Below are 13,892 nucleotides of genomic sequence, written 5' to 3'. Positions count from 1 at the left end.
TCGTCCTCTCTCCTCAGGCCGCGTCGGGGGCGGCGGTGTCGTCGGGGTCGTCGGAGTCGTCGGGGTCCTGGCCCACCCGGCGCAGCGCGTCGGGCCGGAACCGGGCGACGGCGGCCACGCCGACGACCGTCACCACGACGAACCCGGCCAGCACCGTCAGGATGGTGGCGTTCTGCTCGGGCCCGCTCGCCGAGAGCAGCTCGAACTGCGTGAGCAGCTCGTAGCCGGCGACCGCGAGCAGGCCGATGGCCACGAGCGCGCACACGATGCCGCGCACCCGGCCCGGGACGTCCGCCCGGCGACCGAGGAAGACCACCACGGCCACGCAGGTCAGCACCTGGAGCAGCAGGATCAGGACCACGGCGAGCGACAGCAGCCACACCGACATCTCGAAGTACGGGTCCCAGCCGAGCAGCGCCGCGACCGCCACCCCGACGAGCGAGACCACCGTCGCGAACGCCCCGGCCACCCAGGGCGCGCCGGTCCGGCGACCGACGACCGCGAGCCGGCGCGGCAGGACGCCGTCGCGGGACAGGGCGTGGAGGTAGCGGTTGCCGGCGTTGTGGAACGCGAGCTGCGCGGCGAGCAGGCTGGTGATGATGAGCCACTGCATCGTCGTCGCCGCCCACCCGCCGACGTACTGGTCGGCGGCGACGAAGAACAGGTCGGCGCCGTGCTGCTCGGCCGCGCCCTGCACCTCATCGGTGCCGAAGGCCTGGACGACCGCCCAGGTGACGAGGATGTAGAACACCGCCATCGAGCCGACGGCGAGCGCCCCGGCACGACGGATGGTGCGGTCCGGGTCGCGCGCCTCGGAGCGGTAGAGCGCGATGCCCTCGATGCCGAGGAAGCCGACGAACGTCAGCGCCAGGGCGGCACCCATGCCCGGCGCGGTGGCCCGGTCGAGCCCGAACGCGTCGAGGCTGAGCCCGTGCGCGCCGCCGTCCAGCAGGACCGCGACGACGACCACGAGGATGATCGCGGTCTCGGCGATCAGCAGCACCCCGAGGAAGCGCGCGCCGAGGTCGATGCCCGCGGCGGCGATAGCGAAGACCGTCAGCGTGGCGGCGACGGCCACCACCGGCCACGGCACGGCTCCACCCACGAGGTCGTCGACGTGGGGCACCAGGTAGGTCGCGATGGCGCCCAGCGCTCCGACCAGCGCCAGGTTGTAGGCGACCACGGCGAAGACCGCCGCGACGGTGCCCACGGCACGCCCGAGGCCGGCCCGCACGTAGGCGTAGAAGGCGCCGGGGCTCTTCACGTACGGAGTCATCGTCGTGAACGCGCCGAGGAAGGCGGCCAGGGCGAGTCCTCCGAGCACGAAGCTGGCGGCGGCACCGGGGCCGCCGATGAGCAGGGCGAGCGGGCCGTAGCCCGCCAGGTAGCCCAGGGGTGCCGCCGCGGACACGATCAGGAACGCCACCGAGAACGTCCCCAACGCCCCGCTCTTCAACGTCGTCGTGCCACTGCCCTTGCCGTCACTGCCGGTCCCCGAGTCCCGTTCCACCGCCACACCAGCCATCACGGACCTCCGCGTGCGAGTTAACTGAACAAGCGTTAAATTAACTCCTCAGCCGTCGTCCGCGCTACCCCCGATTTCGGAGGTAGGGGCGGAGGGCCCGACGAGATGATGGAGACATGACCCCAGCGACCCTGGTGCGCGAGGCGCGGCCCGACGACGCGGCCGGCCTGAGCGTCCTGCTCGACGCCTACCGGCAGTTCTACGCGTGCGCGCCCGACCTCCCCCGCGCCCGTGCCTTCATCGACGACCGGCTGCGCCGGCAGGACTCGGTGCTCCTCGTCGCCGAGCGCGACGGCGACCTCGCCGGCTTCACCCAGCTCTACCCGACCCTGTGCACGGTCGAGGCCGCGCCCATCTACGTGCTCTACGACCTCTTCGTGCACCCCGGCAGCCGCGAGCACGGCGTCGGCCGGACGCTGCTCCGCGCCGCTGCCGAGCGCGGCCGGCGCGACGGCGTCGTCCGGATGGATCTGTCGACCGCGACGACCAACACCACCGCGCAGGCGCTCTACGCCTCAGAGGGCTGGCTGCGCGACGACGAGTTCCACCACTACTCGCTCACCCTGCGGTAGCCGCGGCCCGCCGCACCTCGCCCGCACCGCGGCCGAAACGGCGCCGGAACGCCTGCGAGAAGTACGACGCCGAGGCGAACCCGCACCGCGCCGCGACGTCGGCCGTCCGCTCCGCCGCGCCCGCGGCGAGCAGGGCGTGCGCCAGGTCGAGGCGCCGGGCGAGGATCTGTCGCGGCACCGACGTGCCGGCGTCGGCGAAGACGCGGGAGAGCTGGCGCTCGCTGATGCCCGCCCCCGCCGCCACCGACGATGCGGACAGCGTCGGGTCGGTGAGGTGCTCGTCGATGTGGGCGCGGGCGGCGGCCCGGTGCGCCAGGGTGACGGAGCCGCGCGGTCCGGTGGCGAGGACGGAGACCAGCTCGAGGAGGGCGATCTCCTCGGCCGGCAGGCGGACGCCGGCCGCCACCGTCCGGCCGACCAGCCGGACGAGGGCACGGGCGAAGGGATCGGCCCCGGCGTCGACGACGAGCGGCGCCGCGAGCGAGGTCAGCCCGGTGGCCTCGGCGAACAGCGCGCGCGGGACCTTCACCGCGAGCTCCTCGAGACCGTGCCCGAAGTCCCGCAGGAAGGGGCGGTCGACGTCGCAGAGCAGCACCCGCCCGGGCCGGATGACGTGTCGTCGCCCAGAGGACTCGAGCAGCGCCTCGCCCCGGAGCGTGGCGTACACGGCGATGGCGTCCGCCGGCCGGGCGTCGACGAGGGCCGGCCCGCGGGTGACCGTGTGCGGCGTCCCGGCGACGTGGGCGACACCCATCCGGTCCACCTGCACGTTGACCTCCCGGGCCCGGAAGGCCGTGGCCGGCAGGGAGCAGGCGAGCTCGATCAACGCCTCGGCGTTGTGCCGCTCCCAGTCGGCCACGCCGTCAGCGTCGCCGACCTCGAAGCACTGCACCTGCGGGACAGGTCTCACGGGAGTAGGATGACACGTCAACCAATTTGGTGCCAGGGTGCGCGCGGAGGTGCGCATTTCCGCCATCCCACGGCAAGAGTGTGGCGGTCGCCACAGCCGGGGCCCAGGCTCGGAGCCATGGCTGAGTTCAACGACGGGATCGCCGACACCGAGCTGCCCGCGGTCGAGGACGTGGTCGAGACCGACGTGCTGGTCGTCGGCTCGGGCCCCGGCGGCGCCGCGGCGGCGCTGTTCCTGAGCACCCTCGGGGTCTCCACCATCATGATCACCAAGTACCGGTGGACGGCGAACACTCCCCGCGCCCACATCACCAACCAGCGCGCGATGGAGATCTTCCGCGACCTGGGCATCGAGCAGCAGGTGCTCGCCGACGCGACGCCCCACGAGCTGTGCGGCGACACCGTCTTCTGCACGAGCATCGCCGGTGAGGAGATCGGCCGGATCCACACGTGGGGCACCCGCCCCGACCGCGAGGCCGACTACCAGCTCGCGTCGCCGTGCCTCACCGTCGACATCCCGCAGACGTACCTCGAGCCGATCCTGGTCCGCAACGCCACCGAGCGCGGCGCCCAGACCCGGTTCTCGACCGAGTACCTCTCCCACACCCAGGACGACGCGAAGGTCGACGTCCGGGTGCGCGACCGGCTCACCGGGCGCGAGTACACGATCCGCTGCCGCTACCTGATCGGCGCGGACGGCGCCCGCTCGAAGGTGGCCGCCGACCTCGACCTGCCGTTCGAGGGCGCGATGGACATCGCCGGATCGATGAACATCACGTTCAAGGCCGACATCAGCGCGTACGTCGGGCACCGGCCGTCGGTGCTCTACTGGGTGATCCAGCCGGGCTCCAACGTCGGCGGCATCGGGACGGGCCTGGTCCGGATGGTCCGCCCCTGGGACGAGTGGCTCATCGTGTGGGGCTACGACATCGACGAGCCGCCGCCCCACCTCGACGACGAGGAGGCCGCCCGGATCGTCCGCGACCTGCTCGGCATGCCGGACCTCGAACCGGAGATCACCGGCTACTCGCTGTGGGGCGTCAACGAGATGTACGCGACGCATCTCCAGCGGGGACGGGTGTTCTGCGTCGGCGATGCGATCCACCGGCACCCACCGAGCAACGGTCTCGGCTCCAACACCTCGGTCCAGGACTCGTACAACCTCGCCTGGAAGCTGGCCGCCGTCCTGGCCGGCCAGGCCGCCCCGAGCCTGCTGGAGAGCTACTCCGAGGAGCGGGCGCCGGTGGCGAAGCGGATCGTCACGCGGGCCAACCGGAGCGCCCGGGAGTTCGCGGAGATCTTCGACGCCCTCGGCATCACCGGGCTCACCGACGCCGCCGAGATGGCCGCCGCCATCGAGCAGCGCAAGGACAACACACCGGAGGGCGCGGCCCGCCGGGCAGCACTGGTGACCGCGATGGACCGCAAGAACTACGAGTTCAACGCGCACGGCGTCGAGCTCGGGCAGTTCTACGAGTCGCGCGCGATCGTCTCCGACGGAACCCGGCCGGCACCGAGCCGCGACGAGGACCTCTACCACGTCATGTCGACCTCCCCCGGCGCTCACCTGCCGCACGCGTGGGTCGGCGACCAGGTCACGAAGCAGGCGACGATGGACCTCGCCCCCTACCGCGGCTGGACGCTGATCACCGGCGTCGCCGGCGAGACGTGGGAGCCGGCCGCGGCGCAGGTCGCCGCCGACCTCGGCATCCCGCTCACCACCGTGGTCATCGGCCCCGGCCGCGCGGTCACCGACCTCTACTACGACTGGGCGAAGATCCGCGAGGTCGACGAGAGCGGCGCGCTCCTCGTGCGGCCCGACAAGCACATCGCCTGGCGCGCGCCGTTCCTTCCCGACGCCCCCGAGGCCGCCCTCCGGGACGCGCTGACGCGGTTGCTGGGGAGGGACGCATGAGGTTCGTCCACGACACCCTGCCCCAGCGCGTGCGGCTCGCCACGGGCGAGGCGGCCGCGGCCGTCGCCGAGGAGGTCGCCGCGCTGGGCGCGCGCCGGGTCATGGTGGTGGCGTCCGAGCGGGAGGCCTCGCTCGCGGCGTCGGTGACCGAGGGGCTGCCCGTCGTCCTCACCTACGACGAGGTGGTCATGCACGTCCCCGTCGAGGTCGCCGGCCGCGCCCGGGCCGCCGCCACGGAGGCCGCGGCCGACGTGATCGTCACCGTCGGGGGCGGCTCGACCACCGGCCTCGGCAAGGCGGTCGCCCTGACCACGGGCATCCCCGTCGTCGCCGTGCCGACGACGTATGCCGGCTCCGAGGCCACCGACGTCTGGGGCCTCACCGAGGACGGGGCGAAGACCACGGGCGCCGACCCCCGGGTGCTCCCCCGCGCCGTCGTGTACGACGCCACGCTGATGACCGGCCTTCCGGTGGACCTGTCGGTGGCGAGCGGCCTCAACGCACTCGCCCACTGCGTCGACTCGCTCTGGGCACCGCGCGCCGACCCGATCAACGCGGCGCTCGCCACCGAGGGCGCCCGCGCGCTGTGCGCCGGACTGCCCGCGGTCGTCACCGACCCCCACGCGATCGACGGCCGGGAGCGGACTGTCTACGGCGCCTACCTCGCCGCGGTGGCGTTCGCGTCCGCGGGCTCGGGGCTGCACCACAAGATCTGCCACGTGCTCGGCGGTCGCTACGACCTCCCCCATGCGCAGACCCATGCCACCGTGCTGCCGCAGGTGCTCGCGCTCAACGCCCCGAACGCGCCCGAGGCGGACGCCCGGCTGGCCGGCGCCTTCGGCGCCCCCTCGGCGCTCGCCGGGCTCGAGGAGCTCCGCAGGACCGTCGGCGCCCCACGGGCGCTGCGCGACCACGGCTTCCGCGAGGACCAGATCCCCGGTGCGGTGGCGGCGATCCTGCCCGTCGTCCCACCATCGAACCCGACGCCGGTCACCACCGAGAACCTCACCGCGCTCCTCCGCGCGGTCTGGGAAGGAGCCGATCCCGCATGAGCACGCCCGTCCCCGCCGAGCAGCAGGCCCGCGAGCAGGACCTGGTCGAGCGCGTGCTGCGCTCCTTCGACGCCACCGCCGACCCGCGCCTCAAGCTGGTGATGCAGGCGCTGACCCGGCACCTCCACGCCTTCCTGCGCGAGGTCCGGCTGACCGAGGCCGAGTGGGAGGCCGGCATCGGCTTCCTCACCGACGCCGGCCGCATCACCGACGAGCGGCGCCAGGAGTTCATCCTTCTCTCCGACGTGCTCGGCGCGTCCATGCAGACGATCGCGATGAACAACGAGGCGCACGGCGACGCCACCGAGGCCACCGTCTTCGGGCCGTTCTTCGTCGAGGGATCGCCGCGGATCGAGTCCGGCGGCGACATCGCCGGCGGCGCGGCCGGCGAGCCGTGCTGGGTCGAGGGCACGGTCACCGACACCGAGGGCAACCCGGTGCCGGACGCTCGGATCGAGGTGTGGGAGGCCGACGACGACGGCTTCTACGACGTCCAGTACGCCGACGACCGGACCGCCGCGCGGGCCCACCTGCACAGCGGCCCGGACGGGAGCTATGCGTTCTGGGCGATCACGCCCACGCCGTACCCGATCCCGCACGACGGGCCGGTCGGCCGGATGCTCGCCGCCACGGGCCGCTCACCCATGCGCGCCTCGCACCTGCACTTCATGGTCACTGCACCGGGGCTGCGGACCCTGGTCACCCACATCTTCGTCGAGGGCGACGAGCTGCTCGACCGGGACTCGGTGTTCGGCGTGAAGGACTCGCTGGTCAAGAGGTTCGAGCAGCAGCCGCCCGGGACACCCGCGCCCGGCGGCCGCGAGATCGACGGGACCTGGTCGCGGGCGCGGTTCGACATCGTGCTCGCACCGCGCACCTGAGGCTCACCCGGCCGCCCGCCGCAGCCGCGCGTCGACCGCGGCGGGGCTGAGCACCTCGTCGAGCGCGAGGGCCGCGCAGCCGACCAGGCCGGCCCGGTCGCCGTACGTCGCGGGAAGGAACTGCAGCTCGCGGGTCGCCAGCGCCGTCGACCGGGCGTAGACGGCCTCGCGGACGCCGGCCGCGTAGACGTCGAAGGCCGCCGCCATGTCGCCACCGAGCACGACGGCGCGGGGGTTGAGCAGGTTGATCGCGACGGCGAGGAGCTCGCCGACCATCCGGCCGCTCTCGCGCAGCAGCTGCTTGGCCTCCGGGTCACCGGCGAGCGCGTGCGCGACCAGGTCGCGGACGTGCTCGACCTCGCGGCCGCTCTCGCGGAGCCGGGCGACCAGCGCCCAGCCGGCGGCGATGGTCTCGAGGCAGCCGACGTCGCCGCAGCGGCACGGGCGGCCCGAGGCCTCGGGGACCTTCGTGTGGCCGAGCTCGCCGGCCGCGCCGAGGGCGCCGGCGACGATCCGGCCGCCGGCGAGAACGCCCAGCCCGATGCCGGTCGAGGCCTTGACGACGAGCAGGTCGCGCATCCGCGCGGCGTGGCCGAGGTACTCCGAGCGGGCGAGCGTGTCGGCGTCGTTGGCGACGAGCAGCGGCGCCTCGGTCACGCCGGCGAGGTAGGGCGCGAGGGGGACGCCGTCCCACCCGGCCATCACGGGCGTCTCGACACTGACGCCGCGCTCGGCGTCGACGGCGCCGGGCAGCGACAGCCCGATGCCGAGGACCGGCGGGGTGCCGGGGACGAGCAGGCCGGCCAGCTGGTCGGCGACCGAGGGCATCACGGCGTCGGGTCCCGCGCCGATCTCGTGGTCGACCGCGGAGGCGGCGAGCTCGGCGCCGGCCAGGTCGTGGACGGCCACCTGGGATCGCGAGCGCCCGATCGCGACGGCGAGGACCGTGCCGGCGTCGGTGGCGACCTCGAGCCGGCCGGGCGGGCGGCCGCCGGTGGAGGCGAGATCGGCGCCGACCCGCAGCAGCCCGGACTCGCCGAGGGCGCCGACCCGGGCCACGACCGCGGTCCGGGAGAGCCCGGTGAGCCGGCCCAGGTCGGCGCGGGTGGCCGCCCGTCCGGCACGGACCAGGGCGAACAGGTCGCCGGCCGTGGCCGTGTCCCGACCGCCCGGCGGCCGCATCTCCGTCATGGGGCGAGTCTAAGCGTCACCTCTTTGTTCGCTAAAAGTCATAAGTGCGCTTCCGGAGAACAGGGGTTACCCACTACCGTGGCAGGGTGATCGCTCCTGACCTCACCCTCCCGCCGTGCGACTTCACCGTCTTCGGCGGCACCGGCGACCTCGCCCTGCGCAAGCTGCTGCCCGGCCTCTACGAGCAGGAGCGCCGGGGCCAGCTCCCCGCCGGCACCCGGATCATCGGCGTCTCGCGCAGCCCGCTCGACGACGCCCGCTACCGCGACCTGGTCTCCCAGGCCCTCTTCGACCACGTGGCCGAGGACCACCTCGAGGCCGGCGCCCTGCACCGGCTGATGACCCGGGTGCACCACCTCACGCTCGACGCCGGGTCCGCCGAGGGCTGGGACGCCCTGCACGGGCTGCTCAAGCGGGACGGCGAGGAGGTGGTCCGGGTGTACTACCTCGCCGTGGCCTCCGACCTGTTCGGGCCGATCTGCGACCGGCTCGACGACCTCGGGCTCGTGACGCCGCAGTGCCGGGTCGTGCTGGAGAAGCCGATCGGCTCCGACCTCGCGTCGTCGCGCCGGGTCAACGACGCCGTCGGCCACGTCTTCGAGGAGCGACAGGTCTTCCGGATCGATCACTACCTCGGCAAGGAGAGCGTCCAGAACCTCCTCGTCACCCGGTTCGCCAACGTCTTCCTCGAGCCGATCTGGAACTCCCGCTGGGTCGACCACGTGCAGATCACCGTGTCCGAGACGGTCGGGGTCGGTGGGCGGGGCGAGTACTACGACAAGGCCGGCGCCTTGCGCGACATGGTGCAGAACCACCTGCTGCAGCTGCTCTGCCTGGTCGCGATGGAGCCGCCCACCCATGTCGGCGGGGCGGTGGGCACCGCCGAGGACGCCGTGCGCGACGAGAAGCTCAAGGTGCTGCGGGCGCTCGTGCCGCTCACCGGGCCGGACGTCGACCGCGCCACCGTGCGCGGCCAGTACTCGTCATACGGCGAGGAGCTCGGGCACCCCAGCACCACCGAGACGTTCGTGGCGCTGCGTGCCGAGGTGCAGAACTGGCGCTGGGCCGGCGTCCCCTTCTACCTGCGCACGGGCAAGCGGCTCGGGCGCAAGGAGTCGACGATCGACGTGGCGTTCAAGGAGCCGCCGCACGCCATGTTCCCCGACAGCGAGGGCGTGAGCACCCCCAACCGGCTGACGATCCGGATGCAGCCCGACGAGGGCATGCAGCTGCACCTGACCGCCAAGCACCCCGGCCCCGGGGGGATCCGGCTGCACCCCGCCTCGCTCGGCCTGACCTACGCGGACACCTTCGACGAGCGCAGCCCCGAGCCCTACGAGCGGCTGCTGATGGACGTCATGCGCGGCATCCCCACCTTGTTCATGCGGCGCGACGAGGTCGAGGCCGCGTGGGGCTGGATCGAGCCGGTGCTCGAGCGGTGGCAGGACACCGCGGTCGAGCCCGTCCGCTACCACCCGGGCACCGCGGGTCCCGCCGCCGCCGACCGGCTGCTCGCCCGCGAGGGCCGCGCGTGGCACGGGAGCGAGCGATGAGCGCCGCCGTCCGGCACCCCGTGCTGGCCGAGGTCACCGCGCGGCTCGTCGAGCGCAGCCGGGCCACCCGGTCGGCGTACCTCGACCGGGTGCGCGGCGCCGCCGTGCGCGGGCCCGCCCGCGGCCGGCTCGCCTGCGCCAACCTCGCGCACGCCTTCGCGGCCGCCGAGGGCGGCGCGAAGACCGAGCTCGCCCGCGGGCAGAAGCCCAACCTCGCCGTCGTCACCAGCTACAACGACATGCTCTCCGCGCACCAGCCGTACGGTGCCTACCCGCCGGTGCTCAAGGACGCGGTGATCCGCGCGGGCGGGCTGGCCCAGGTCGCGGGCGGCGTCCCTGCCATGTGCGACGGCATCACCCAGGGGCGCGACGGCATGCAGCTCTCGCTCTACAGCCGCGACGTGATCGCCATGTCGACGGCGATCGCGCTGTCGCACGACATGTTCGACGCCACGCTGCTGCTCGGCGTCTGCGACAAGATCGTGCCGGGCCTGCTGATCGGCGCACTCTCGTTCGGCCACCTGCCCACCGTCTTCGTCCCCGCCGGGCCGATGGCCTCCGGGCTGCCGAACGGCGAGAAGGCCCGGGTGCGCCAGGCGTACGCCGAGGGGAAGGCCGGGCGCGACGAGCTCCTCGAGGCCGAGGCGGCGTCGTACCACTCGCGGGGGACGTGCACGTTCTACGGCACCGCCAACTCCAACCAGCTGCTGATGGAGGTGATGGGCCTGCACCTGCCGGGCTCGTCCTTCGTCAACCCGGACCAGTCGCTGCGGGAGGCGCTCACCCGCGAGGCCGCGGCGGTGGCCGTGCGCCGCGCCGCCGACGGCGCCCCGGGGATCGGCGAGATGGTCGACGAGAAGGTCGTGCTCAACGCCTGCGTGGCGCTCCTGGCCAGCGGTGGCTCGACCAACCACACGCTGCACCTGGTCGCCATCGCCCGCGCCGCCGGCATCCTGCTCACCTGGGACGACCTCGCCGACCTCTCGGCCGTCGTCCCCCTGCTGGCCCGGGTCTACCCCAACGGCGCCGCCGACGTGAACCACTTCCACGCCGCCGGTGGCATCGGCTTCCTGGTCCGGACGCTGCTCGACGCGGGGCTGCTGCACGAGGACGTCGAGACGATCGTCGGCCCCGGGCTGCGGCGCTACCTCGACGAGCCGGTGCTGGCCGACGGCACGCTGACCTGGCGGCCCGGGCCGGCCACGAGCCTCGACCTCGACGTGCTCCGTCCCGTGACCGCCCCGTTCTCCCCGGACGGCGGCGTGAAGGTGGTGCGGGGGCCGCTCGGCACCGGCGTCGTCAAGACGTCCGCCGTGGCGCCCGAGCACCGCCGGGTGTCCGCGCCGGCCCGCGTCTTCGACGACCAGCACGACTTCCTGGAGGCGTTCGCCGCCGGCGAGCTCGACGGCCACGACCTGGTCGCGGTGATCCGGTACCAGGGGCCGGCCGCCAACGGCATGCCCGAGCTGCACAAGCTCACGCCGGCACTCGGCGTCCTCCAGGACCGCGGGCAGCGGGTCGCGATCGTCACCGACGGCCGCATGTCGGGCGCCTCCGGCAAGGTCCCCGCCGCCATCCACCTCACCCCCGAGGCCGCCCTCGGCGGCCCGCTCTCCCGGGTGCGCGACGGCGACCTGGTGACCCTCGACGCCGACGCCGGCGTGCTGACCGTTGCCGCCGACCTCGCCCACCGTCCCCCGTCCGGCGCGCCGCCGGCCGACGGCACCTGGGCGGGCACGGGTCGCGAGCTGTTCGCGGCCTTCCGCGCGAGCGTCGGCCCTGCCGACGAGGGCGCGTCCGTCTTCCCCGCTCCTGCCCGCACCCCGGAGGTCTCCCTTGTCCGCTCCTGAGCCGGCGGCCGGCTCCGTCCTGTCCCTGGTCCCGGTGCTGCCGGTGGTTGTCATCGACGAGCTCGCGGCAGCGGTGCCCCTCGCCCGCGCCCTGGTCGCGGGCGGCCTGTCCGCCATCGAGCTCACCCTGCGCACACCGGTGGCACTCGACGCGATCCGCGCCATCACCACGGAAGTCCCCGAGATCACCGTCGGAGCGGGCACCGTCGTCACGCCGGCGCAGGCGGCAGCCGCGGTCGGCGCCGGCGCCGCGTTCCTCGTGTCGCCCGGCTGCACGCCGGCGCTGCTCGACGGGATTCTGGCGACCGGGGTGCCCGCCCTGCCCGGGACCTCCACCGTCTCGGAGGTGCTCACGGTGCTCGAGGCCGGGCTCACCGAGATGAAGTTCTTCCCGGCTGCGGCATCGGGCGGGGCGCCGTACCTCCGTGCGCTGGCGGGGCCGCTCCCCCAGGCCCGGTTCTGCCCCACGGGCGGGATCACCCAGGAGTCCGCGCCGTCGTACCTCGGCCTGCCCAACGTCGGCTGCGTCGGCGGCACCTGGCTCGCCCCCGCCGACGTCATCGCCGCGGGCGACTGGGACGAGGTGGCGCGCCGGGCCGCGGCGGCGGTGTCCCTCGGCGGCTGACGGTCAGCCGCGGTAGACCACGAAGAACTTGCGGATCTGCTCGGTGATCTCCCAGGTGCCGACCCAGCCGACCGGGAACACGGCCGCGGTGCCGGCGGTCAGCACGAGGGGCTCGCCGTCGTCCGGGGTCACGACCATCCGGCCCGCGAGCACGAGGATGACCTCGCCCCGGTCGAGGAACTCCCAGCGCGAGACACCGGGGTCGGCCTCCCAGACACCGGACAGCACGCGCCCGTCGTCGGACGTGAAGGGCACGGCCGAGCGGACCGGGATCTCGCCCGCGAGGACGACGGCACTCGGCGGGCCGAGAAGGGCCTCGTCCAGGACTCCGTGGAAGAGGTCGGCGGGAGGGAACGTGATCGCCATGGAATGGTCCTTCGGTAGGGGGATCGGATCGGGTCGGATCGGGTCGGGTCGGAGGGAGTCCGGGGACTCGGGTCGTGCTCAGCGCCGCGGGGTCGACCGGACGACGTGCCAGCAGTCCCGGCAGGGCTCGGCCCCGGGCATGGGGAAGTCCTCCGCCCAGAACTTGAACCAGCTGTCCGACCGCTGCCCGCAGGCCGTGGTCAAGGTGCCCATCTCCTTGGCATGGATGGTCGACGTGGGCACGAGCATCGTGTACTCGGTCGAGCGGTCGTAGCGGGCGAACGGGGCGACGACGTGCCACGCCGACCGCTCGGAGGGCGGCGCAGGGGGCTTCCTGCTCACGGCGCCCCCTCCAGGACGACGACCGAGCGCAGGACGTCGCCGTGGTGCATCCGCTCGAACGCGGCCTCGATGTCGTCGATCCCGATCTCCTCGGTCACGAACGCATCCAGGTCCAGCCGGCCCTGCTGGTACAGGTCGACCAGCATCGGGAAGTCGCGGCTCGGCAGGCAGTCGCCGTACCACGACGACTTCAGCGCACCCCCACGACCGAACACGTCGATCAACGGCAGGTCGGGGACCTTCATGTCCGGCGTCGGGACGCCGACCAGGACCACCGTGCCGGCCAGGTCACGGGCGTAGAACGCCTGCTTCCACGTCTCCGGACGGCCGACTGCGTCGATGACCACGTCGGCACCGAACCCACCGGTCAGGTCGCGGATGCCGGTCACCGGATCGGCGCTGCTCGCATCCACCGTGTGCGTGGCACCGAGCGCCGAGGCGGCCCCGAGCTTCTTCGCGTCGATGTCGACCGCGATGATCGGCGACGCACCCGCCAGCGCCGCACCCGCGATCGCAGCCACACCCACACCGCCGCAGCCGATCACCGCGATCGACTTCCCGCGCGTGATCGCACCCGTGTTGATCGCCGCACCGATACCCGCCATCACACCACAGCCCAGCAGCCCCACGGCGGCCGGACGAGCCGACGCGTCGACCTTCGTGCACTGACCCGCCGCGACCAGGGTCTTCTCCGCGAACGCGCCGATGCCCAGCGCCGGCGACAGCTCGGTCCCGGCGTCCGGCCCATCAGCCAGCGTCATCTTCTGCTTGGCGTTGTGAGTGGCGAAGCAGTACTGCGCCTCACCCCGCTTGCACGCACGACACTCCCCGCACACCGCCCGCCAGTTCAGCACCACGAAGTCACCCACGGCCACCGACGTCACGTCGGGACCGACGGCCTCCACGACCCCCGAGGCCTCATGGCCCAGCAGGAACGGGAAGTCGTCGTTGATCCCACCCTCGCGGTAGTGCAGATCGGTGTGGCACACCCCGCACGACAAGACCTTCACCACCGCCTCGCCCGGACCGGCGTCCGGCACGTTGATCGTCACGACCTCGACCGGGGCGCCCTTCACACGGGCGATGACGCCCTTGACCTGCTGCATGGTGG

13 protein-coding genes are annotated in these 13,892 nt (G+C 73.5%); 7 read left to right on the top strand and 6 right to left on the bottom strand.

Going from position 1 to position 13,892, the window contains the following annotated elements; translation table 11 throughout:
* Positions 1-13: 13 nt before the first annotated feature.
* Complete coding sequence (locus tag BM223_RS00850; RefSeq protein WP_075018433.1) at positions 14-1,525, bottom strand: APC family permease; 1,512 nt, start codon at positions 1,523-1,525, stop codon at positions 14-16.
* Between the two features lie 116 nt (positions 1,526-1,641).
* Between BM223_RS00850 and BM223_RS00845 the strand changes: the two genes are divergently transcribed.
* On the top strand, positions 1,642-2,097 hold the full coding sequence (locus tag BM223_RS00845; RefSeq protein WP_038682346.1) for a GNAT family N-acetyltransferase: 456 nt from the start codon (positions 1,642-1,644) through the stop codon (positions 2,095-2,097).
* Here BM223_RS00845 and BM223_RS00840 read toward each other — a convergent pair.
* Positions 2,084-3,007 carry a helix-turn-helix domain-containing protein gene (locus BM223_RS00840; RefSeq protein WP_235319069.1) on the bottom strand — a complete coding sequence of 308 codons (924 nt, stop codon included), beginning with the start codon at positions 3,005-3,007 and terminating at the stop codon, positions 2,084-2,086. The two genes, BM223_RS00845 and BM223_RS00840, sit on opposite strands and share 14 nt — an antisense overlap.
* Before the next feature lie 117 nt (positions 3,008-3,124).
* On the opposite strand from BM223_RS00840, the gene BM223_RS00835 reads away from it, so the two are divergent.
* From BM223_RS00835 to BM223_RS00825, 3 genes are read left to right on the top strand one after another with little or no spacing between them, the layout of a single operon-like run.
* Entirely contained in the window at positions 3,125-4,921 is a 1,797-nt protein-coding gene (locus BM223_RS00835; RefSeq protein ID WP_038682350.1) for an FAD-dependent oxidoreductase, read from the top strand.
* The gene (locus BM223_RS00830) at positions 4,918-5,973 is read left to right on the top strand and encodes a maleylacetate reductase (RefSeq protein WP_038682352.1); all 1,056 of its coding nucleotides are present in this window, start codon (positions 4,918-4,920) and stop codon (positions 5,971-5,973) included. Before BM223_RS00835 ends, BM223_RS00830 begins: the two co-directional genes overlap by 4 nt.
* Positions 5,970-6,854, top strand: coding sequence for a dioxygenase family protein (locus BM223_RS00825; RefSeq protein ID WP_038682354.1), 885 nt, complete (start codon positions 5,970-5,972; stop codon positions 6,852-6,854). Before BM223_RS00830 ends, BM223_RS00825 begins: the two co-directional genes overlap by 4 nt.
* 3 nt (positions 6,855-6,857) lie before the next feature.
* Here the strand turns inward: BM223_RS00825 and BM223_RS00820 are convergent, their stop codons facing one another.
* Positions 6,858-8,045 carry an ROK family transcriptional regulator gene (locus BM223_RS00820; protein WP_235319070.1) on the bottom strand — a complete coding sequence of 396 codons (1,188 nt, stop codon included), beginning with the start codon at positions 8,043-8,045 and terminating at the stop codon, positions 6,858-6,860.
* A gap of 86 nt (positions 8,046-8,131) precedes the next feature.
* On the opposite strand from BM223_RS00820, the gene zwf reads away from it, so the two are divergent.
* Genes zwf through eda form a run of 3 tightly spaced genes read left to right on the top strand, consistent with a single transcriptional unit; the run spans position 8,132 to position 12,073 of the window.
* Positions 8,132-9,598, top strand: coding sequence for a glucose-6-phosphate dehydrogenase (gene zwf / locus BM223_RS00815; protein ID WP_235319071.1), 1,467 nt, complete (start codon positions 8,132-8,134; stop codon positions 9,596-9,598).
* Positions 9,595-11,448, top strand: a complete 1,854-nt coding sequence (gene edd / locus BM223_RS00810) for a phosphogluconate dehydratase (RefSeq protein ID WP_038682356.1) — start codon at positions 9,595-9,597, stop codon at positions 11,446-11,448. Before zwf ends, edd begins: the two co-directional genes overlap by 4 nt.
* Positions 11,435-12,073, top strand: coding sequence for a bifunctional 4-hydroxy-2-oxoglutarate aldolase/2-dehydro-3-deoxy-phosphogluconate aldolase (gene eda, locus BM223_RS00805; RefSeq protein WP_038682358.1), 639 nt, complete (start codon positions 11,435-11,437; stop codon positions 12,071-12,073). Before edd ends, eda begins: the two co-directional genes overlap by 14 nt.
* A gap of 3 nt (positions 12,074-12,076) precedes the next feature.
* Here eda and BM223_RS00800 read toward each other — a convergent pair whose 3' ends face one another.
* From BM223_RS00800 to BM223_RS00790, 3 genes are all read right to left on the bottom strand, one after another.
* The gene (locus tag BM223_RS00800; RefSeq protein WP_038682360.1) at positions 12,077-12,439 is read right to left on the bottom strand and encodes a cupin domain-containing protein; all 363 of its coding nucleotides are present in this window, start codon (positions 12,437-12,439) and stop codon (positions 12,077-12,079) included.
* A gap of 78 nt (positions 12,440-12,517) precedes the next feature.
* Positions 12,518-12,781: a hypothetical protein gene (locus tag BM223_RS00795; protein ID WP_038682362.1), complete on the bottom strand. Its 264-nt coding sequence runs from the start codon at positions 12,779-12,781 to the stop codon at positions 12,518-12,520.
* Positions 12,778-13,887 carry an S-(hydroxymethyl)mycothiol dehydrogenase gene (locus BM223_RS00790; protein ID WP_038682364.1) on the bottom strand — a complete coding sequence of 370 codons (1,110 nt, stop codon included), beginning with the start codon at positions 13,885-13,887 and terminating at the stop codon, positions 12,778-12,780. The genes BM223_RS00795 and BM223_RS00790 overlap by 4 nt, the downstream gene beginning before the upstream one ends.
* Positions 13,888-13,892: the final 5 nt, after the last annotated feature.

This window comes from Pimelobacter simplex (genome assembly GCF_900114845.1).
GTDB lineage: Bacteria > Actinomycetota > Actinomycetes > Propionibacteriales > Nocardioidaceae > Nocardioides > Nocardioides simplex.
This window is presented reverse-complemented; position numbering and strand designations above follow the sequence as displayed.